Annotated in this window: 14 protein-coding genes; all 14 read left to right on the top strand. The window is 62.4% G+C overall.

The window, feature by feature from the left end:
* Positions 1-101 precede the first annotated feature (101 nt).
* The 14 genes from E2I15_RS13655 (at position 102) to E2I15_RS13595 (ending at position 21,919) form a co-directional block, all read left to right on the top strand.
* Positions 102-1,352, top strand: coding sequence for a glycosyl hydrolase (locus E2I15_RS13655; protein WP_246729389.1), 1,251 nt, complete (start codon positions 102-104; stop codon positions 1,350-1,352).
* A 110-nt stretch (positions 1,353-1,462) separates the two neighbouring features.
* Positions 1,463-3,649: a bi-domain-containing oxidoreductase gene (locus E2I15_RS13650; protein WP_137476402.1), complete on the top strand. Its 2,187-nt coding sequence runs from the start codon at positions 1,463-1,465 to the stop codon at positions 3,647-3,649.
* The gene (locus tag E2I15_RS13645; protein ID WP_137476401.1) at positions 3,646-5,634 is read left to right on the top strand and encodes a heparinase II/III family protein; all 1,989 of its coding nucleotides are present in this window, start codon (positions 3,646-3,648) and stop codon (positions 5,632-5,634) included. Before E2I15_RS13650 ends, E2I15_RS13645 begins: the two co-directional genes overlap by 4 nt.
* Positions 5,631-6,785, top strand: a complete 1,155-nt coding sequence (locus tag E2I15_RS13640; protein WP_137476400.1) for a glycosyltransferase — start codon at positions 5,631-5,633, stop codon at positions 6,783-6,785. Before E2I15_RS13645 ends, E2I15_RS13640 begins: the two co-directional genes overlap by 4 nt.
* Positions 6,786-7,456: 671 nt before the next feature.
* Positions 7,457-8,728, top strand: a complete 1,272-nt coding sequence (locus E2I15_RS13635) for a calcium-binding protein (RefSeq protein ID WP_137476399.1) — start codon at positions 7,457-7,459, stop codon at positions 8,726-8,728.
* A gap of 222 nt (positions 8,729-8,950) precedes the next feature.
* Complete coding sequence (locus tag E2I15_RS13630; protein ID WP_246667882.1) at positions 8,951-9,739, top strand: calcium-binding protein; 789 nt, start codon at positions 8,951-8,953, stop codon at positions 9,737-9,739.
* A complete protein-coding gene (locus E2I15_RS39220) occupies positions 9,723-10,136 on the top strand; it encodes a calcium-binding protein (RefSeq protein WP_246667881.1) in 414 nt (137 codons plus the stop codon). Before E2I15_RS13630 ends, E2I15_RS39220 begins: the two co-directional genes overlap by 17 nt.
* 339 nt (positions 10,137-10,475) lie before the next feature.
* Positions 10,476-11,090 (top strand): class I SAM-dependent methyltransferase, encoded by a 615-nt coding sequence (locus E2I15_RS13625; protein ID WP_137476591.1) that lies wholly within the window; start codon positions 10,476-10,478, stop codon positions 11,088-11,090.
* 196 nt (positions 11,091-11,286) lie between these two features.
* Entirely contained in the window at positions 11,287-13,521 is a 2,235-nt protein-coding gene (locus E2I15_RS13620) for a peptidase domain-containing ABC transporter (RefSeq protein WP_137476398.1), read from the top strand.
* Entirely contained in the window at positions 13,511-14,857 is a 1,347-nt protein-coding gene (locus E2I15_RS13615) for an HlyD family type I secretion periplasmic adaptor subunit (protein WP_137476397.1), read from the top strand. Before E2I15_RS13620 ends, E2I15_RS13615 begins: the two co-directional genes overlap by 11 nt.
* Entirely contained in the window at positions 14,854-16,890 is a 2,037-nt protein-coding gene (locus E2I15_RS13610) for an SEL1-like repeat protein (protein ID WP_137476396.1), read from the top strand. The genes E2I15_RS13615 and E2I15_RS13610 overlap by 4 nt, the downstream gene beginning before the upstream one ends.
* Before the next feature lie 326 nt (positions 16,891-17,216).
* Entirely contained in the window at positions 17,217-19,421 is a 2,205-nt protein-coding gene (locus E2I15_RS13605) for a glycosyltransferase WbsX family protein (RefSeq protein ID WP_137476395.1), read from the top strand.
* A gap of 11 nt (positions 19,422-19,432) precedes the next feature.
* Positions 19,433-20,356, top strand: coding sequence for a glycosyltransferase family 2 protein (locus E2I15_RS13600; RefSeq protein ID WP_137476394.1), 924 nt, complete (start codon positions 19,433-19,435; stop codon positions 20,354-20,356).
* Between the two features lie 333 nt (positions 20,357-20,689).
* Positions 20,690-21,919, top strand: coding sequence for a glycosyltransferase family 92 protein (locus E2I15_RS13595; RefSeq protein WP_246667880.1), 1,230 nt, complete (start codon positions 20,690-20,692; stop codon positions 21,917-21,919).
* Positions 21,920-21,959: the final 40 nt, after the last annotated feature.

The raw sequence follows: 21,959 nt of genomic DNA, 5'->3' as shown, positions 1-21,959 counted from the left end.
CATTGACCTAACAACATCACAATCCGACTAACATCGGCATTAACATGCGCGGCTTCCACTATGCAATCCCGGCACCGATGTGACGGCGACGAGACAGGGACATGGCAGGCAGAGTGAGGGATTGGGGCCAACGGGCATTGATTGCGCTGGTTTTGAGCGCGCTGCTGCCGCTGGCCTACAAATGGCCGCTGCAATGGGCTGGTTTGACGGCATATGATGCGCTCAATGCGAGTCGCGTGAATGCGGTGATCCCGCCGACGCTTTTCGGCATGACGATCAACGCGATCGGGCAGTCGCAGCCAAAATCGCAGCCTTGGCCCGAGCTCAAATTCGACGGCGTTCGGCTGTGGGGCGCGATCTACTGGGCGCAGGTCAATCCGGCGCCCGGCATCTACAATTGGGCGCGCTTCGACGCCATCCTTGCCGCGGCGGAACGCGAGCACGTCGAGATCGTGCTCAATCTCGCCTATACGCCGCGATGGGCCGCGGCGGTGAAGGATGCGCCGCCGGCGTTCACGCCTGGCGCAAGTTCACCGCCCGCCGATCTCGCATCATGGGACGACTGGGTGCGTGCGGCCGTCACGCGCGCCGCCGGCCGCATCAAATACTGGGAAATCTGGAACGAGCCTGAAGATCCCAAATATTACTCGGGCGATATCGCCACCATGGTCCAGCTGCAGAAGCGGGCCTACGAGATCATTAAGAGCAGCGATCCGTCGCTGACCGTGCTGACGCCGCCGTCAAATGGCACGCCGGACGGGTATCGCTGGCAAGAGGCCTTCATGACGCAAGGTGGCGGACAATATGCCGATGTGTTCGCCTTCCACGGCTACACGAACGAACCCGAAGCGGTGCTCGGAATCATTGCGCGCTTCAAGAAAATCCTCGCCGCGCACGACCTGTCCGCGAGGCCGATCTGGGACACCGAGGCCGGCTGGTCGTCCTATGAGGACAATCCCGACGGGTGTCTGGCGCGCGCCTACATCCTGAAATGGATCAGCGGTGTCGACCGGTTCTATTGGTACGAGTTTGCCGGAGGCGGCAGCGACTTTGGAAAATTATGGGACCCGGCGCGCGGGCTGCTGCCGAGCGGAATTGCCTACCGCACGATCCAGTCCTGGCTGGTTGGTGCAAGCGTCGTGGCGGCAGGCAGGACGTCGCCGTCGACCTGGCGCGTCGAGCTTCGCATGCCGGATGGCCGCAACGGTCTGATCCTCTGGACCACCAAGGGCTGGTCCGTTTATCGGGTCGACCCGCATTATAGCCTCTACCAGGGCCTCGACGGCGGCGAAGGGCCTGTCGCCAACGGCGAGGTCGAGATCTCGCCAAAACCGGTCCTGTTGCTGGAATGATAACAATGTTAAGCCTCCGGCAATGAGAAATTATGACGATGTTCTTGGCTTCATTGCGAGCGGCGGGCGCGATACAAGGAGCGCTGTTAACTTGAGGCGATTGACCGACCGTGAAGCAGATCGCGCAGAACTATAAGAGCGGCGAGCTCAAGCTGATCGATGTGCCGGCGCCGCGCTGCCGCCCCGGCGGGGTTTTGGTGCGCACGGCGTTCTCCGCGGTGTCGACCGGCACCGAGATGATGAAGTTCACCGAAGGCCGCCTGTCGCTGCTCGGCAAGGCGCGCGCGCGACCCGACCAGGTTGCCAAGGTGGTAAGCTCGGTCCGCCAGCAGGGGTTGCTCGCGACCTATCAGAAGGTGATGAACCGCCTCGATTCCTACACGCCGCTCGGCTACTCGCTGTCGGGCACCGTGGTGGAGGTCGGCGAGGGCGTCGGCGGCTTCTCGGTCGGACAGCGCGTCTGCTGCGGCGGCAATCAATATGCAACCCACGCCGAATATAATTGGGTGCCGGTGAACCTTTGCGTGCCGCTGCCCGACAGCGCTGCGCTGGAGCAGGCCGCATTCACCACGATCGCCTCGATCGCGCTGCAGGCGATGCGCCAGTCGGAAATCCGTTTCGGCGAGACCGCCTGCGTGATCGGCCTCGGCCTGATCGGCCAGATCATGGTGCGGCTGCTGCGCAGCGCCGGTGTCGTGGTCGCCGGGCTTGACAGGCTGGAGGGGCGATGCCGGCAGGCGGAGGCTGCGGGCGCCGCGGTCTGTGCCGTCGCATCGGATGATGCCGCGGCCGAATTCCGCGCCCGGATCGAGCAACTGACCGCAGGCAACGGCGTCGATTGCGTGTTCATCACCGCAGGCAGCGACGATCCCGATCTCGCATCGCGTTCGGCGGTACTGCTGCGCGACCGCGGCCGCATTGTCGATATCGGCAAGTGCACGCTGAACCTGCCGTGGAACGAATTCTACGACAAGGAGCTCGACGTGCGCTTCTCGCGCTCCTACGGCCCCGGCCGCTACGATCCGCTTTATGAAGAGGGCGGCATCGATTATCCGATCGGCCATGTGCGCTGGACCGAGAAGCGCAATATGGAAGCGATCGTCGCGCTACTCGCCGACGGGCGGCTCGATTTTTCCTCGCTGATTTCCGAAGTGGTGCCGCTGGAGCAGGCGACGTCGGCGTTCGAGCGCATGAGCCGGGGCGAGGTCGGCCTCGGCATGGTGTTCGCCTATCCGGACGCCGCTCCCCGCGCGATGCAGATGATCTATCGACCGGCGGTTGCCCTGCGCAGCGGCCGGGTGCGGCTCGGCGTCATCGGCGCCGGCAATTATGCCTCCAGCATGCTGTTGCCGCAGCTTGCGAGCAACCAGCGCGTCGATCTCGTCGAGGTCGCCACCAATACCGGCCTGAGCGGCGCCACTGCGGTCCGCAAATTCGGATTCGCGCGTGCCTCGACGGACGCGGCCTCGGTGCTCGGCGCCGACGACATCGATGCGGTGCTGATCGCAACGCGCCATGCCTCCCATACCGACCTCGCGACGCAGGCGCTGCGCGCCGGCAAGGCGGTGTTTGTCGAAAAGCCCCTGGCGATCGATACAAACTCGCTCGATCGATTGGAGCAGGTGATCGGGGAAACCGGTAACAACCGGCTGATGGTCGGGTTCAACCGCCGGTTTTCGCCGCTGCTGCAGGGCATGCGCGCAGCGTTCGCGCCGGCAGGACCGCAGACCCTGCAATATCGCGTCATCGCCGGGCCGTTGGAGAAGTCATCCTGGTATCTGCAGGCCGAAAGCGAAGGCAGCCGCTTCGTCGGCGAGGGCGGCCATTTCATCGACGTGCTGTGCTGGTGGCTCGGCGCCGAGCCGGTGCGTGTCTCCGCGAGCTTGGCTGGCAAGGACGTCGACAATCTGGTCGCCACCTTCGATTTTGCCGACGGTTCGGTCGCGAGCCTCAGCTATCTCACCGGCGGTGATCCGCGGGTGCCGAAGGAAGCGCTCGAGATATCGGCAAGCACGGGTTTTGCCGCCTTCGACAATTTCTCTGGATTCGAGGTCTGGCACGCCGGACAGCGCACGGCCAAGACAGCGCGGCTCGACAAGGGCCAGCGGCCGATGCTGGATGCCTTCATCGCTGCGGTCGCATCGGGAGCTGCGATGCCGATTGCGCTCGACTCGCTGCTGGCGACCACGCGCGCAACACTTGCCGTCCAGGAAAGCGCGGCCGCCGGGATGCCGATCGATCTGACGGCCGGCGCAGCAGAGCAGGGCGTCGCGCGCGCCTCGACTGCGTTGAGATGAATCCGGCTTGGTATCTGCGCAGGCTGCAGCGCATGGAGCCGTCCGAGCTTGCCGGGCGGGTGAACGACCAGGTGCTGCATCTGCTCTGGCGGATCACTCCGCCCGATATCGCACGGCGCGCCAGCGCCAGGCTCGCTCCCGGCCCGCGGCAGCCGCGCCTGAAGCCGCTGCCTTTGCCCGCCCACGCCTTAGGACAGGCCGCCGAACGGCTGATCCAGAGCGCCGACCGGATTCTCGCCGGGCAGTGGCGGATTTTCGCCAGGGATCATGGGGCTCTCGGCGAACGGCCCGACTGGTTCGTCGATATCAGAAGCGGCAAGCGGGCGCCGGCTGATGTGCACGCATTCGCGGTTCCCTATCGTGACGAAACCGCGGTCGGAAACATCAAATACATCTGGGAGCCATCGCGTCACCACCATCTCACGGTGCTCGCGGCCGCGTACTACCTGACCTCCGACGAGCGCTACGCCAGGCGCGCGGCCGAGCATCTGGTGAGCTGGTGGCGCGAAAATCCATTTCCGCGCGGCCCGCACTGGATTAGCGGCATCGAGCTTGGCGTGCGGCTGATCTCATGGGTCTGGGTACGCCAGCTGCTGCAGAATTGGCCCGAGGCTGCTGCGCTGTTCGAGGACAACGATCTGTTCCTGACGCAGCTCTATGCGCATCAATACTGGCTGTCGCAGTTCCCAAGCCGTGGCTCCTCGGCCAACAACCACCTCATCGCGGAGGCTGCCGGACAGTTCGTGGCGGCTTGCGTGTTTCCGTTCTTCCAGGACAGTGCGCGATGGCGCGAGCAAGCGGCCGGCACGCTGGCACACGAAGCCGTTGCGCAGACGCTCGCCTGCGGCAGCAACGGCGAGCTCGCGACCGATTATCACGGTTTTGTTCTCGAACTGCTGCTGGTGGCGGCAGTGCAGGGCCAGTCATCAGGACATCCGCTTGGCGATGCGGTCTGGACCACGATGTGCCGCATGAGCGACGTCATTGCCGCGATGCTGGACGATCGCGGTCATCCGCCGCGGCAGGGCGACGGCGACGACGGCATCGGCCTGTTGCTCGACGATTACGCCGGCAATCGCTGGCTCGGCCTGCTCGCCACCGGCGCGCGCCTGTTCGGCGATCTGCCATGGTGGCCCAAATCGCCGGAGCGCGATCTGCGCAGCTTTGTGCTCACCGACGGCATCGAGGCTCGTGCAATCGCTGGGCGGCCCAAGCGCCGCCCGCATTTGCTTGAAGGAGCTGGACAGACCTTTCTGATCGATTCCGAGCGCGCGGTGTGGTGCCGTTGTGACCACGGCCCGCATGGCTTCGGCCGCATTGCCGCGCACGCCCATGCGGACGCGCTGTCGCTCGAATGCAGGATCGGTGGTGTGGAGATCTTCGCCGACCCCGGCACCTATTGCTACCATGGCGATCCGCGATGGCGGGCCTACTTCCGCTCCACGCTGGCGCACAACACGCTCTGCCTGTTCGCGCGCGACCAATCGGTGTCGGGCGGGCCGTTTCTCTGGACACGGCATGCGCAGAGCCGGCTTGTCGCAGCAAGCGGCCTGGACGATCGCGATGCGGATGCGAGCTGGGTCGCGGAGCATTCGGGATATCGGGACGCAGCAGGTGTCGTGCATCGCCGCTCGGTGCAATTGCAGCGTCAGGCGGCGCGGCTCGTCGTCACCGATGCCGTGCTTGCCGATGAAGGGCTTGCGGTGCCGGCGAGCCTCAGCTGGCATCTCGGTCCCGATGTCGAATGCAGGCTCGAAGGGCATAGGGCGCAGCTCGCATGGCCGGGTGGGCGCGGCGAGCTCGATCTGCCGGCGGCACTCAGCTGGATGCCGTATCGGGGTGACGAGACCATGCCGGCCGGCTGGTATTCGCCATCCTTCGATCTCAAGGTGCCGGCGACGACGCTGATCGGCTCCGGTACGCTCGCTGCCGGCCACAGCCTGGTGACCGAGCTTCGCTGGTTCTCGGACCCGGCCCGATCATGAAGATCCTGGTCGCTCACAACAGGTATCAGGGACGCGGCGGCGAGGACGTCGTGTTTGAAGCGGAAGTCGACCTGCTGCGCGCCGCAGGACACAGCGTTGAAACGCTCACGGTCAGCAACGAGACGATCAATTCGCTCCCCGCACGCATCATGACCACGCTGTCGATCGCCGATAATGCGGAGGGAAAGCGGGTCGTGGCGGAGGCGATCGACCGCTTTCGCCCCGACGTCGTGCACGTCCACAATTTCTTTCCGCTGCTGTCGCCCGCGGTGTTCGATCTCTGCCGGCAAAAGCGTGTGCCCGCGGTGGCGACCTTGCACAATTATCGCACCATCTGCGCCGGCGGCATGCTGCTGCGCGACGGCCGCATCTGCCACAAGTGCCTGGACCGTGGCCATCATTGGGGCGTCGTGCACCGCTGCTACCGCGGATCGCTTCCAGGCTCGATCGCCTCTGCCTACATGATCGCGCAGCACCAGCGCCGCGGCACCTGGACGCGTCCCGGGCTGCGCCTGATCGCGCTGACGCAGTTTGCCAAGACGCTGTTCACGCAGGCCGGCTTCGACGCCGACCGGATCGACGTGAAGCCGAACTTCATCGCCGATCCGGGGGCCCCGGATCCGTCCACGCCGCGCAGCGGGCTGCTTTACGTTGGACGGCTGAGCCGCGAGAAGGGCGTCGGCGTGCTGCTCGAGGCCGTTGCAGGGACCGGCATGCCCTTGCGGATCGTGGGCGAGGGGCCTGAGCGCGTCGCGCTCGAGGCTCGGGCGCCCGGCCATGTCGCGTTCCTTGGCGGGCTCTTGCGCAGTGAGGTGCTTCGGGAAATGGCGAATGCCGAGGCATTGGTGGTGCCGTCGTTGTGGTACGAGGGATTTCCGATGGTCGTGGTCGAAGCCTTCGCGCGAGGCACGCCGGTGATCGCCTCCGAGATCGGCGGACTTGCCGAGGTGGTGACCGCGGGCAAGACCGGCGCGCTGGTGCCGCCGGGCGACGCGGCCGCGCTGCGAAAGCGGATCGGTGAGGTTCTCGGCGCCGCCGGCCTGCCCGCCGCATGGGGACGAGCCGCGCGCGCCGCCTATCTCGAACGCTACGCGCCGGACGAGAATCGCCGGCAGCTCGAGGCCATCTACGCACGCGCCGCCGCTGGATGATCGCCGCAGGTCGGCACTCGGCCCGTGATCGGGCCTCGTCCCGCCGGTTCCATGCCGGCGTCGCTAACATATTGCGGCAAATCTGGTGTTAATTTGTTACGGTGCGGCGTCCGGCCGGCGTCGCGCCAGGTTTTAATCGCGCGGTCGAATGGCGCTGATTCTGCGGGTGATTCCCTGGTTATCGCTTGATCGAGCCTGCAAACTGCGGCCAGGCGGCGCTATAACACTGGCCGGCGGGGCGCCGACTGCGAAGTTTGACGCTTTTTTGCAAAACGTCTCACGCGATGCAGAAATATTTTTTCAGATCAGAAAATCGCATCGAAGCGCTCGCGGCATCAGGGAAATTCGGCGCTGCCGCGGTATCCCGGGGCCCCCTGAAACCCCGTATAATCACTACCCTTTTTTGCGCCGCGGCTAACATTGGCGGCGGGCCTGCGCTGAATGTTATAGCGCATCCGAAGTGGCGCTAAGTCTCACATAAACCTCGTGGAACCGATTGTTAATAGCACATTGCTGATTGACACTCCGGCCTAGCGGACTTAACAATGGACTTAACAAGTTCGTAACCTGGGTCCACATTTGGGTTGCATCGCAACAAACCAGTTGTGAATCAACAGCTTAAGTGTGGGCGAGCGGCTTGAATCCTCGTATCCCAAGCAGGGGCTACATCGATGGCGACTTACAATCTAGACCAGACGGACCTTAAGGCGGCGATCAACTCCACGATCGATCACTCGACCCAGCAACAGATTCTTGACTATCTGATCAATGCGGGGATCGGGTACACCAGCCCGGACAACGGCGCGACCATCCCGGTTCAGGAGGGGTTCGGGATCACCAATCCGGATCCGAACGCCAACGTTCTGATCGAGAACAACCCGATTAACACTGTTAACACCGACGCCAACCTGAAGGCGATCATCGAAAATACCAATCAGGACGTCACGCTGACGGTGAACGGCAGCACCCCGGTGCTGGTCGCGACCGGTCATGGCAACGATCAGGTGTTCGTCAACAATACCGGCGACACGACGGTTCTCACCGGCTCCGGCAACGACACGATCTTCGGCGGTGCCGGTCACGACTCGATCGATGCGGGCTCCGGCAATGACGTGCTGGTCGACAACGCCTCCGGTCACAGCACGCTGGACGGCGGCAAGGGCAACGATCTGCTGTTCGGCTCCGGTGCCGACACCCTGAACGGTGGCGCCGGCAACGACACCCTCTACGGCGGCAGCTCGTCGGAGCTGAGCGGCGGCAACGGCAACGACGTGCTGGCGTCCGGCAGCACCGCCGGCAATTCCAGCTCGCTGGATGGCGGTAAGGGCAACGATGCGCTGTACGCTGGTGCGGGCAACGACAGCCTGAACGGCGGCGCCGGTAACGACTCGCTGTATGGCGGTTCCGGTGTCGACACGCTGTATGGCGGCACCGGCAACGATCTTCTTGTCGGCGGTGCCCAGACTGCTGCCGAGTTCGGCGGCAACGGCAAGGACGTGCTCTACTCGGGCAGCGATGCGTCGCATGCGACCTCGCTCGATGGCGGTAACGGCAACGACTCGCTCTATGGCGGTGCCGGCAACGACACGCTGTTTGGCGGTTCCGGCAACGATACGCTGGTCGCCGGCTCCGGCACGCAAACGCTGATCGGCGGCGACGGCAAGGATTCGTTCGTCGGCTCCGACACCGGTACGGCCTCGATGGTTGGCGGCGCTGGTCAGGACTACTTCTACCTGAACAACGCCACCAGCAGCGACACCATCGATGGCGGTGGCGGCAACAAGGACTCCCTGACCTTCCTGGATCACGCTTCGACCGACGTGAGCAACATCAGCTCTGGATCGAACGGTTCTATGGACATCACCTTCAGCAATGGCCAGGTGACCCAGATCAGCAACATCGAATACCTGATCTTCAACGACGGTAACTCGACCAAGCTGTAAGATCCTAGGTCTGCACTAATCCAGGTCTGCACTAATCCAGGTCTGCACTAGACGAAGGCGCCGCCTCAACCCTGGTTGAGGCGGCGTTTTTGCTGGGCGGCATGTGGCGTTCTGATGTGCCGTCTGATAACTTTAGGTAGTGACGCGCTGCTCTAACGTGAGCTGCCGAAAAACTTAACGCGCAGGTTGAGTCGTCGTCATTCCAAGCGGGGGGCTACGTCGTTGGCGACCTCCAATCTGAACCAGACCGACCTCGAAGCAGCAATCAACTCCACGATCGATCTCGCGACCCGGCAGCAGATTCTCGATTATCTGATCAGCACGGGGATCGGCTACACCAGCCCGGATGATGGCGCGACGGTCCCGGTCGAGCAGGGCGCCGGCATCAGCAATCCGGATCCGGACGCCAATGTTCTGATCGAAATCAACGCCAATAATGCCGTTCACATTGGCGCTAACCTGAAGGCGATCATCGAGGCCACCAACAGCGACGTGACGCTGAGCGTGATCGGCAGCAGCCCGGTGCTGGTCGCGACCGGCGCCGGAAACGACTATGTCTCGTTCATCAGCAGCAAGAGTACAGATTTTATCGGCGATACGACGGTTTTTGCCGGCGCCGGCAACGACACCGTGTTCGGTGGTGGCCCGTCGGAACTGTATGGCGGTAGCGGCGACGACGTGCTGGTGTCGGGCAGCACGGATGACAGCAAACCCAGCACGCTTGACGGCGGTACCGGAAACGACACGCTGGTTGGTGGTTGGGGCGAAGACAGCCTGTATGGCGGCGACGGTGACGATTGGCTGAGCGCGGGTCCGGGTTATCGCAACGAGGTTCTCGACGGCGGTACGGGTGACGACACGCTGGTTGGTGGTGTCAGTGCAGGTGCCGAAACGATGTATGGCGGCGCCGGCAACGACCTGCTGGTTGGCGGCGTGTGGACCGTTGCCGAGTCCGGCGGCAGCGACAACGACGTGCGATGCGTCGCGGGGGGCCTTGCTTTATGGCGGTGACGGCAACGACGTGCTCCACGGCGGCGCCGGCAACGACACGATGTATGACGGCGCCGGCGACGATACGCTGATCGCCGGTTCGGGCCACCAGTGGCTGATCGGCGGCGGCAATGACAGGGCGTCGTTCATCGGCTCCGCCACGGGTACGGCCTCGATGGTTGGCGGCTCCGGTCAGGACTACTTCTACCTGTCCAATGCCACCAGCCGTGACACGATCGACGGCCGTGGCGGCAACCAGGACTCGCTGACCTTCCTGGATCACGCCTTGGCCGACCTGACCGGCATCACCGCGGGCAAGGACGGCTTTCTGGACATCAACTGCAGCAATGGCCAGGTGACCCAGATCAGCAACATCGAATACCTGATCTTCAACGATGGTCAGTCGATCAGGCTGTAAGGTCCTCGGTTGTCCACTCAGCGAGAGCGCCGCGCCAACCAGGATTGAGGCGGCGCTGTCCTTTGGCGTGCGAGCATGGAACTTCGTCGACCGGTCCGTGTTGGATGCGCCGGTCACCATCACAAAGTTCCGTGTTAGGCATATCCGCCAACGGATGTTAGAGGTTAGTTCGTCACATTCGGACCACGTAGCTTTTGTAAAGCCGTGCCGCTCGCTTGACACAACGGAGCCGGGGTCGATGGCTATCCGCGGCCCCGGCACCTTGGTCAAGACGAGCGATCGCTGCAGAACTCAGCCGCTTAACGAACCCGCGGAGCTCTCGAATTGGCCAAGAAGAAAATGCTGAATGCCGGCGCTGGATCGACGGTTACCAAGCGCATCCAGCCGCTCCTGACATCGCATGAATGGGACGAGATTCGATTAGACGTCGACGGCGGCGTGAATCCCGACGTCGTCGGGTCGATTACGGATATTTCGCGATTGTTTCCGGTGGCCTCGTTCGACGCGATCTGGTGTTCTCATGTCATGGAGCATCTCTATGCCCATGAGGTTCATCCCACATTCGTCCAGTTCCGCGAAGTCCTCAAACCGGATGGATTCGCACTGATCATGTCTCCTGACCTCGAGGCGGTGGCTCAGCACATGTTAACGCGCGGCCTCGGTGCGATCGCTTACGTCTCGCCGGCAGGTCCGATCCGGCCATTGGACATGATCTACGGGCATTCCGGCGCGATCGAGCAGGGGCGCCACCACATGGCGCACAAGACCGGCTTTTCGACCGAGCGGATGGGCAATCTGCTGCTCAGCGCCGGTTTTCCGACGGTGTCGGTTCGAAGCGGGAATTTTGAGATCTGTGCATTGGCGCTCATGCCGGAGGCCAGGGACGAGCGGATCAGGCCGCAGCTGGAGGCCTGCGGATTCGACTTCCAGGAGACGGTTACCGCCGCCTCGTGATTCGTCGATGTTAAACAATGTTATAAGGTTCCCTGGTTAAGTCGCACGAGAACGTGCTCGAAACCGGCTTCGCGGCTTGCCGTGATGCATATCTTTTTCGGGTGACGTGCTGAAAATGCTGCGTTAGCGAACTAACAGTGATAAGTTATATCTCGCTGGGGACCGGACCTTGCGCAGTCGAAACTTCGAGGCATCCATGACCAAACACCTCTCGCTCGTCGGCGCACCTTCGGTGGAGGCACTGCCACCTTCGGGTCTCGCTTGTCTCGTCATCGTGGCAAGACAGCATGGTCTGCATCTGACCCCGTCCCAGCTGATCCACGACAATCTCCTGGGTGATCAGGAAGTTACGCTGCCCGAGCTGCTGAAATGCGCGAATTCCTCGGGCATGACGGCCAAGGCCGTCACGCTGGACTGGCAGGGGCTGAGCCATCTCAAGCGGGCGCTGCCGGCCATCGTTCGCCTGCGCGACGGCAGCCACATGGTGCTGCTGCGCCTCGAGGGAGACGAAAACAGCTCGCGCGTAGTGTTGCAGGATCCGAACGCGAGTGAGGATGCGCTCCTCATCATCGATCAACCGCGCTTCGAGGACATCTGGTCGGGCGACGTCGTCATGGCCAAGCGCGATTACGAGATCTCCGACGAGACCCAGCCGTTCAGCTTCGGCTTTGTCACCGCCCTGCTGTTCCGGGAACGGCGCATCCTGCGCGACGTCGCGATCGCGGCGCTGATCCTGGGCTTCATGGGCCTGGCACCGATCATGTTCTGGCGGCTGCTCTCGGACAAGGTCATTTTCTACAAGGCCTACAACACGTTCTACGTGCTGTGCATCGCCATGTTCGTGATCATCATGTTCGAGGCGGCGTTCACGTTCCTGCGGCAATACCTGGTTCAGCGCTTGACGGCACGTCTTGACGTCAAGCTGTCGACCTACGTGTTCGAGAAGGTGCTCAATCTTCCGATCGATTACTTCGAGCAGAATCCGGTCGGCTTGATCTCGCGGGACATCCGCGAGGTGTTTCGAATTCGCGGCTTCCTGACCGGACAGCTGTTCGGGACCATTCTCGATTCGACGACGCTGTTCTTCTTCCTGCCCGTCATGTTCTTCTTCAGCCCGATCATGACGCTGATGGTTCTGGCTTTTGCCGGGATGATCGTCACCTGGCTTATCCTGATGTTGCCGACCTACCGGAAGAAGTCCTCGGCAACCCTGATGGCCGAGGGCGCGCAGGGCGCGTTCCTGATCCAGAGCCTGAACGGCATGAGGACCATCAAGTCGCTGGCGCTCGATACGCGGCAGCGCCACATGTGGGATGTGCTCGTGGCGCGCGTCGCCAAGGCGCGTCTTGCGGAAGGTCTGACCGGAACCGCCATCCAGACGGTGGTGCGTCCGCTGGAGCGGCTGGCCGTGAGTGCTCCCTACGCGTTCGGTGTCTACCTGGCCGTGTCGAGCGGCGATCCGGTCTATGTTGGCGCGCTGTTTGCGTTTCTGATGCTGTCGCAACGTGTTGCCGGCCCGCTGATGCAGATGGCCCAACTGATCAACCAGTATGACGAGGCGCGCACCGCCGTGACGATCGTCGGCAGGCTGGTGAACCAGCCGGCCGAGGAGGGACGTTCCGGCCATGGCGTACGGGTGCCGCTCAAGGGCCATATCGAATTCTCCGGGGTCACGTTCAAGTACAAGGGCGCGGTCTCGCCTGCGCTGAACAATATCTCGTTCGAGATTCCGCTCGGTACGACGCTCGGCGTGATGGGCAAGAGCGGCTCGGGCAAGACCACGATCACGCGGCTGTTGCAGCGCCTGCACTCCGACTACGGCGGGTTGATCAAGGTCGACGGCATCGACGTTCGCGAATACGATGTCGACCATCTCCGGCGCAACGTCGGCGTCGTGCTGCAGGAGAATTTCCTGTTCAGCGGCACGATCCGCGAGAATATTTCCGCCGCCAAGCCCGACGCGACCTTCGACGACGTCGTCCGGGCGGCCCGGTTGGCCGGTGCCGAGGAGTTCATCGACAAGCTGCCGCGAGGCTACGAGACCTATATCTATGAGGGGTCCACCAATCTCTCCGGCGGCCAGCGCCAGCGCCTCGCGATCGCGCGAGCCCTGATCGTCAATCCGCCGATCCTGATCCTGGACGAGGCCACCAGCGCGCTCGATGCGGAGAGCGAGACGATCGTGAACGCGAATATTTCGCGGATCGCGCATGGTCGCACGCTGATCATCATCTCGCACCGCCTGTCGTCGCTGACCTCGGCCGATGCGATCCTCGTGCTCAACCGGGGCGTGGTCAACGATATCGGCCGCCACGAGGAGCTTCTGGAACGGAACGACATCTATAGCTCGCTCTGGTACCAGCAGAATACGCATCTCGTGCCGGCGGGCCGCAACGAAAAGAACTTCAGGAGTCCGACCCTTGTCTCCTAATCAAGCTTCGCTCGCGACCGTTCGCCAGTTCCAGTCCGAGACCGACGCCATCCGCGAAGCCGCCGAGCCGTTACTGGCGCGTGCGACGCTGTTCGTGCTGTCGGCATTCCTGGTCTCCGTCGTGGCCGTCATGTGCTTCACGCGCGTCGATCGGGTCATCACGAGCGTGGGCGGCCGGATCGTTCCTGTCGACCAGATCAACGTGCTGCAGGCCCTGGATCCGTCGATCATCAAGACGATCGATGTTCGCGAAGGTGAGCAGGTTGACACGGGACAATTGCTTGCGACCCTGGACTCGACGTTCACGGCTGCCGATGTCACGCAGTACAAGCTGCAGATCGCGAGCCTCGAGGCGCAGGTCGCCCGTGACGAGGCCGAATTGTCCGGAAAGCCGCTGTCGTATGGCGACACCAAGGATCCGGATGCCACCAGGTACAACGCCTTGCAGAAGGCGCTCTACGACCAGCGCGTCGCCCAGTACAACGCGCAGGTGAACAGCTACGATTCCAAGATCAGCCAGACCGAGGCGACGATCCAGAAGTCGAAGAAGGACGACGAACGGTATGGCCAGCGTGCCGAGATCGCGGGCAAGATCGAGGACATGCGCTCGACGCTCGCCGAAAGCGGCAGCGGGTCCAAGCTCAACCTGTATCTGTCGCAGGACAACCGCCTGGAGTTGTTGCGTCAGATCGACAACACGCACAACAGCCTGCTGGAGGCGCAGCACCAGCTGGAATCGTTGAGGGCGGATCGCAAGGCCTTCACGGAGCAATGGAATGCGCAGCTGAGCCAGGATCTGGTCACGACGCGCAACAGCCTGGATACCGCCCGATCAAACTATGACAAGGCGATCAAGCACCAGGACCTCGTCCGCTGGACGGCCGCCGAGCCGTCGGTCGTCCTTACTCTTGCCAAGCTCTCTGTCGGATCGGTGCTGAAGCCGGGCGATCCCTTCATCACGCTGATGCCGCTCAAGACGCGGCTCGAGGCCGAAATCCAGATCCTGTCGCGCGACGTCGGCTTCGTCCGGCCGAACGACCCCTGCACGATGAAGGTCGATGCCTTCAACGCGGCGGAGCACGGCACGGCGGAGGGCAGGATTCGCTGGATCAGCGAAGGCGCCTTCACGAACGATGATGATGGAAAGCCTGTCGACGCCTACTACAAGGCGCGGTGTTCGGTCGATCAGACCAACTTCAAGGATGTTCCGAAGAACTTCCGCCTGATCCCCGGCATGACGCTGCAGGGCGATGTCAATGTCGGCACCCGATCGGTGGCGATGTATCTGCTCGGTGGCATGCTGCGCAGCGCAAAAGAAGCAATGCGCGAGCCATGACGGTATCGGCGCGATCTTTACTCGACTTGCTCCGATCCGGTTCGTCCCGTTCAGACTCGACGCAGTTTGAACGGGGACTGAAGGCATACGAGAGCCGGCAGTATCTCGAGGCGTTGCGCCTCTGGAGGCTGGCGTCGCAAGCGGGCAACCCGGAGGCGGATTACCGGATCGGGCTGCTCTATGCGCGGAACGAGGGCGTTATCGGCAATATTCCGGACGCGGTCGCGTGGTATGAGCGCGCTGCGCTGAAGGGGCATACCGATGCGCAATTCCAGCTCGGCCTGATCTACTTGAACGGGGTGCAGGCCACGGTCGGACCGAACCGGCCCGAGATGTGGCGGCAGTCCACCGCGGCGCGCCTCGGCGACAAGGCGACCAACCTCCACGATCTGGTCTTCCCGAACGGGATCGGCGTGCCCAAGGATGTCGACGCCGCCTTCCTCTGGATGTCGGTGGCGGCGGAAGCCGGCAAGGCGGAGGCGCAGGCGATCCTCGGCGACATGTACACCAACGGTCTGGGCTGCACGAAGGATCACGCCGCCGCGCTGCGTTGGTACCAAGCCGCGGCCGAGCAGAAGGCGGCGTCGGGCGAATTTGCACTCGGCGATGTGTATTATCAGGGTCGCGGCGTTCCCGTCGATTTTGCGCACGCCGCGATCTGGTATCACAAGGCGGCGGAGCAGGGACACGTTCGGGCACAGGTTGCGTTGGCTTTCATGTGCCTCAAGGGCACCGGGCTTCCCGAAAATGTCGACGAGGCCGCACGGCTGTTCCAGAGCGCCGCTGCGCATGACGATACGATAGCGCTCTACAACATTGCGCTGTTACGGTTGAGCGGCAAAGGGGCTGTCAAGGATATCGACAGGGCCGAGACCGCATTGCGCAAGGCGGCGCGGAAGGACTATTTGCCGGCAATCCAGGCGCTCGCCGAGTTCTATGCGCTCGGGACCGGCGCCGAGCCGGATCTGCGCGAGGCGGCGTATTGGTACGAGAAGGCGGCCGAGCGCGGCGATACGCAGGCGCAGTTCCTGACGGGACGCTTCTATGCCACCGGCACCGGCGTTCCGCCCAGCATCCGCCAGGCTGCGAAATGGTTCGAGCGTGCGGCGGAAGGCGGCCACGCTACGGCGGCCCACAACATTGCGGTATTCTATCTCAACGGAAGGGGCGTGGCGCGCGATGTCGCGACAGCGATCAAGTGGTTCGAGCGCGCGTCCGAGGGAGGCATCAGCGCCGCAGGCGTGCAACTCGGCCGGCTCTACTCGGCGGGCAACGGCGTGCCGCGCGATCAGGCGCGTGCGGCGGAGTGGCTTAGCAAGGCCGCCGACGGCGGCGATGCCGATGCGAAGACGGCCTATGCGATGTTTCTGATCCAGGACGAACCGTCCGCGGAGCGCCTTGCGCAAGCACGTGCGCTGCTGACCGACGCCGCTGAACGTGGTCATTCCGCTGCGGCATTTCAGCTGGGCGGGCTCCACATGGGCCGATCCGGCGGCGCCGTCGATGTTCCGGCCGCAGCGCAATGGTTCAAGCGTGCGGCAAGCGCCGGCCACGTCGAAGCCCAGCACACTTTGGCGCTGCTGTATTCCGATCCCAAGAGCGGCCTCAAGGATCCGCAGGCCGCCGCCGGCTGGATCGTCAAGGCTGCGGACGGCGGCAATGCCGCGGCGCAGTTCAAGCTTGCGGTGATGTATTGCACCGGGCAGGGCGTCGAGCAGGACCTCGCCAAGGGCGTCACGTGGTACGAGGCGGCGGCGCGCCAGGGCCACACGACGGCGCAATACAACCTTGCCGTGATGCTCGGCCGGGGACAGGGGCGCGATGCCGATCCGGCGAAGGCGGCCGAATGGTTCGAGGCCGCGGCGAAGCAGGGCATGGTCGAAGCCCAACTCGCGATTGGCGATGCACTGCGCGCCGGCGACGGCGTCGCGCAGGACCGCGATCAGGCGTTGCATTGGTATCGACAAGCGGCACAGCAGAACAACGAAGGCGCGCGACGTCGTCTGCAGGCAATGGGCGAGAGCGTCGGCTGATTGTTGAAGGCGGGCATCTCGTCGCGTGAACAGCAGAGATGGTGAACGGCTTTGTTTTGGGCGCGAAGGCACGGAAGCGGGCACGTCCGCGTGACAATCTAGGCAGAACTGACAATGGCTTTCATATCGACGACAGAGAGATTGCGCTAATGTTGCGTTCACGGAATAAATGCTCATTGTACCTCTGGTTGTGTGAAGATGATCGATAAGAACCACGAGGTCACGATCTGGGGCGTGTCAGGCAACGTGATCTCGGGATCGAACTTCCGTGCGACCGGGAAAGAAACTGGAGCCGGCGTTAAACGTTGGCAGGAGATTGAGTGGCAATGAACAAGATGGTCGAACGGAGCGTCAGGGATACGAAGGACATGTTGCCCGTTGCCAGTCCGGTTCAGCAGGAAGACCATCCGCAGAGCCTGTTCCTGGATCCCGATGTCAGCGATCTCCAGTCGGGATCGCGGCTGCGTGGCGCGATCCTCGAATATTCGGGGCGGGGAATCTCGGGCTGGATTGTCGATGCGCTGTCGCCCGCTGCGACTGTTTCGATCGCGCTCTTTGTCGCTTCCCACTGTGTCGAAGAGGGAAGGACAGGCCGCCCGATGCCGGCCCGCGTCCGTCCGCAGAGAGTGATCGGTCGTCCCGGATTTCGGATCGATCTATCCACACCAGGCGTGCGCCGTCGTCTTGCGCGCGCCCTGAGAAACGCGCTTGTCGACCCCAAGCATGCGCAGATCTATTTGCGCATCAGCCTGAACGATGGCGAATATTACGAGATCCCGCTGTTCGAGGGCTTTACGCCGAACGAAGTGGTCGTTGCGCTGGGCTTCTCGATTGAAGACTACGAAGACCTGTTGTTTCCCAACAACAACGGGATCGTTGGCGGACTCGTCGACGCGTCCCCCAAGGAAGTGCGCTACATTTGCTTCTACCTGCCGCAATTCCATTCATTTGAAGAAAATGACAGGTGGTGGGGACCGGGGTTCACCGAGTGGACCAACGTCGCGCGGATGCGCGCGCAGTTTCCGGCCCATGAATCCCCATGGTTGCCGGCCGATCTTGGGTTCTATGACGTCCGGCTGCCGGAAACGCGCCGCCAGCAGGGCGAGCTCGCCCGCAAATACGGCATCGATGGGTTCTGCTACTACGTCTACTGGTTCCAGGGGCGAAGGCTGCTGGAAAAGCCGCTCCAGCTGCTGCTTGAGGACGGCGAGCCGAACCTGCCGTTCTGCATCTGCTGGGCGAACGAGAACTGGTCCCGCCGCTGGGACGGCTCGGATGCCGAGCTTCTGCTCGGACAAAATCACTCGCTGGACGACGATGTCCGCTTCATCGACGACATGGCCGACCTGCTGCTCGATGAGCGCTACATCACCGTCGACGGTCGCAAGGTCATCGTCATCTACCGGCCGTCATTGTTGCCGGACAAGCAGCGCCTGTTTGAGATCTGGCGCGAGCGGGCCCGAGAGCTCGGGATCGGCGAGCTTCTCATTTGCAATGCCATGACGTTCGGAGAGTTCGATCCGCGCGACGTCAATTGTGATGCGGCGATCGAGTTTCCGCCGCACACGGTCTCGACGCGGGAGGTGCCGCCGACCGAAGTCGATGCGCCGCCGACCTTCGCCGGCAAGGTCTACGACTATGTCGACGCCATGCGATCGTCGATCGGCAAGACCTACGATTTCCCGTTCTTCCCCGCGGTGATGCCGCGTTGGGATAATACGCCCCGCAAGGGGCCGCGCGGTCACGTCTTTACCAGGTCCAGTCCGGAGGCCTTCGAGGTCTGGCTTCGCGATGCGACCCTGCGCGCCAAGGGCAACAGTTTTTCCGAGTCATTGGTGTTCATCAATTCCTGGAACGAGTGGGCGGAGGGGGCTCATCTCGAACCGGATTCGCGCTACGGGCGCGCGTTTCTCGAGGTCGTGCGAAGGGTTGCTACGGCCGAGCCGATTTCGGCGCAGATTCGAAACAGTCCGGATCTGCTGGACTGCCTGAGCAGGCAGGAGCTTGAGTGGGCGGTGAAAGAAGCCTCGACGCATGTCGAGGTGCTCGCCAGCCTGCACCGGGCGGGCCTCACCCATTCGGGGGTGCAGCGCGCGAGAAGCGGCACGCCAGTGGAGGCAGAAGGCGCGTCCGATAATCCGGCAGGTTCGTTGCTGGTGATCGAGAACATCAATTCTCAAACCGGCGAACGGGTGATCGTCGATCCGCGCTACGAGATATTGGTGCGGGGATGGATTTGCGCGGGCAATGCCTTTGAAGCCAGCAGACAGAGAACGGGATTCCTGGTCCTGTCGGGGCTTACCCGGGAGGGCGCAGCAAACGGCGGGTATTGTCTGATCGTTGATTGGCACGAGCGCGTGGACGTGAAGGAATATATGAAGGCCGAGAGCAAGGACTGCTATTTCGGTTTCCAGCTGTCCTTCTCGATTCGGGATTTGCCGGACGGTGAATATCAACTCGCGGTTTTGGAGGTCGGCGACGGGACCAGCGCACTCGTGAGATCTCGCCACTCGATCATCGTGAGACGTTGAGGTCGCCGCCGATGCTCGCTAGTGTCGTCATCGCCTGCTACAAGCATGAGCAGTATCTCGAGGAATGCCTCGAGACCGTCTATCAACAGACTTTTGCCGACATTGAGCTCGTCATCGTAGACGACAATTCGCCGGACAAGAGTTTTGAGGTCGCGCAGAAGGTCATCAAGAAGAGGTCGTTCGGAAAGCGCTTTGTTTCCTGCAAGCTGCTCAAGAACCCGCAGAATCTCGGCGCCCACTACACCTGGAACAGGGCATTGTCGCTGACGAACGGCGACATGATTTTCCTTTTGAATTCGGACGATGCCTTTTCCAAGGATCGGGTTCGGCTGTTCGCGGACAAGCACGGCGATGAGCAGCTGTTCTTCGGCTTTTCGGCGGTCGAGCCGATCGACGAGCATGGCAAGTCGATCAGCAACTACCAGTTTCCGACCCGGCTGCGCTACGCAATCGATCGGGCCCAGATCGCAGGTGCGCCGTTGTCGTGGACGTTCCTGGATTCGCAGATTGCGGCATCGACCGGAAACTTCGTCTTCAGCCGTGAACTGCTGCGGCAGGTCGGCTGGCTCGCCGACCTCAAGTACTGCCATGACTGGGACTTCGCGTTGCGCGCGGTAACCAGGGTCGAGCCGACCTATCTCGAGGCCGACCGCTATTTGTATCGGCTTCATTCGACCAACAGTTTCCGAAGTCTGAGCAAGGTGGCAGAGAGCGAGACACGGGCCTGCATGCTGTCGTATTGTCTGAACGCAATCACCTCGCGGCCGCAGAACAAGACCTGTCTCAGTCCGTCCAATTTCGGCGATTCATTCTATGACTTCGTGAAGCTTCACCCGAACTTCAATTACTGGGTCAAGCAGATCTACGCGCCCTACCATACCGAACACCGGACGGTGGAATCGAACGATCGGACCCGACCGATCCGTTGGCGCTGATCGAGTAGCACGAGCCGGCGGCTCCGTTCCGATCGTGTCGGAACGGAGCGCAAGCCGATCCAGCCCGGCTTACGGACTGCTTTGTTCCCCATTGGCGGTTTCCGATCGTTCCCGTCCGGTGCGACGGATTCATGCAAATGACACCGAGCCCTCTACTCTATTGTATTGATTTTCCTCGAAATAACCTTACAACAGTTAAAATGTGAGCACTGCCTGTTATAGCCTTATTCTTGTAGGATAAGTGCGCTAATAGGGAATTCGTGGTGCGAACCAATGGTAATTGCTTGTTGATCTCGTGGGGAGCGGCTCAGGTTGGACATGGAAATTCCAGCATTGTCTAGTTTCAGCTCAGGCGTGAATCTCGATACGCTTCCAGCAAGTGAGATCGAGACAAGGCTTAGAGATTTCTTTTCCGGGCGGATCGCAAATCCGAAACCCGACGATCTCATCCAGTCGGTCGAGCAGTTGGAGCAGCAATTCGGCGACTACAAGGAATTCCAGTTTGCAAAGGCGGCGGCGCTTGTGCAGGCATGTGATTTCGCCGGAGCGCGTGCAATTCTTCTCGGCCTCGTCAAGCAGATGCCATCCGACTCGCGGGTGTTGCATCGCCTCGCGATCGCGGATCTGAACATGGGGTCCGCCCAGGAGGCGCAGGACGTCTATCTTTCCGCGCTTGCTGCGGCGCCGAAAAGTGAAAACCTGCGGCGCGAGTTCGCCGGCCTCCTGCGCGTGATGGAGGCGAAGAAGCTCTATGTCGGCGTCGATCGCAAGAAGCACGGCCTGGCCGTCGTGTGCGCCATCAAGAATGAGGGCGACGATCTGCAGGAATGGCTGCACTTTCACCGGCTGGTGGGAGTTGACCACTTCTACCTCTACGACAACGGAAGCACCGACAATACGCGCGCCGTCATTGAGTCCTTCCCGTGGCCCGAAATGATCACCTATCATTTCGTGGAGGGGGAATTCGGTCAGATGCGTGCCTTCTCGCATGCGATCGACAGCTATCGCAATTGTGCGGAGTGGTGTGCCTTTATCGATGCCGACGAGTATTTGTTTCCGACGAAGGCCGGCAACATCAAGGATGTCCTGGCGGAGGTGGGGCCGGCGCCGGCGGTTGCGGTGCACTGGCTGAACTTCGGGTCGAACGGTCACGACGCGCGGCCGGCCGGTCTGTGCATCGAGTCCTTCACGCGCCGCGCGCCGGACGATTTCCCGGATCATTTCATCATGAAGTCGATCGTGCGGCCTGACACCATCGTGTCCTATTTGCATCCGCATCAATCGTTGGTGTTGGGGTGCTACGTCGCGGAAGACGGCACGCCGGTGTTCCCGATCGGCGGGCGCTGTACCGCTCCGAAGCGGGACAAGCTCGTGATCAATCACTACTACACCAAGTCACGCGAGCAATTGCTGAAGAAGCGCGAGCGCGGCAGGCCGCTGGCCGATGGCGATCCGGAAAAGATCCGCGCAATGGAGTTCTTCACGCTGCGGGACCGCAACGATGTGGAAGACGCGACGATCCAAAGATTTCTTCCGGACCTGAAGAAGCTGATCCAGGTCTGATCTAGCGTCTGATCTGGAATGGCGATGTCTTCGCTGGAGG

It is taken from the genome of Bradyrhizobium sp. BR2003 (assembly GCF_009720285.1).
GTDB lineage: Bacteria > Pseudomonadota > Alphaproteobacteria > Rhizobiales > Xanthobacteraceae > Bradyrhizobium > Bradyrhizobium elkanii.
The sequence above is the reverse complement of the archived record's forward strand: the minus strand, read 5'-3'. Positions and strand labels throughout refer to the sequence as shown.

Bases quoted from the DNA above. Each gene is read 5' to 3' on its own strand.
- E2I15_RS13625 (WP_137476591.1), top strand. From the start codon at position 10,476: ATGCTGAATGCCGGCGCTGGATCGACGGTTACCAAGCGCATCCAGCCG.
- E2I15_RS13640 (WP_137476400.1), top strand. From the start codon at position 5,631: ATGAAGATCCTGGTCGCTCACAACAGGTATCAGGGACGCGGCGGCGAG.
- E2I15_RS13635 (WP_137476399.1), top strand. From the start codon at position 7,457: ATGGCGACTTACAATCTAGACCAGACGGACCTTAAGGCGGCGATCAAC.
- E2I15_RS13655 (WP_246729389.1), top strand. From the start codon at position 102: ATGGCAGGCAGAGTGAGGGATTGGGGCCAACGGGCATTGATTGCGCTG.
- E2I15_RS13645 (WP_137476401.1), top strand. From the start codon at position 3,646: ATGAATCCGGCTTGGTATCTGCGCAGGCTGCAGCGCATGGAGCCGTCC.
- E2I15_RS13610 (WP_137476396.1), top strand. From the start codon at position 14,854: ATGACGGTATCGGCGCGATCTTTACTCGACTTGCTCCGATCCGGTTCG.
- E2I15_RS13605 (WP_137476395.1), top strand. From the start codon at position 17,217: ATGAACAAGATGGTCGAACGGAGCGTCAGGGATACGAAGGACATGTTG.
- E2I15_RS13600 (WP_137476394.1), top strand. From the start codon at position 19,433: ATGCTCGCTAGTGTCGTCATCGCCTGCTACAAGCATGAGCAGTATCTC.
- E2I15_RS13620 (WP_137476398.1), top strand. From the start codon at position 11,287: ATGACCAAACACCTCTCGCTCGTCGGCGCACCTTCGGTGGAGGCACTG.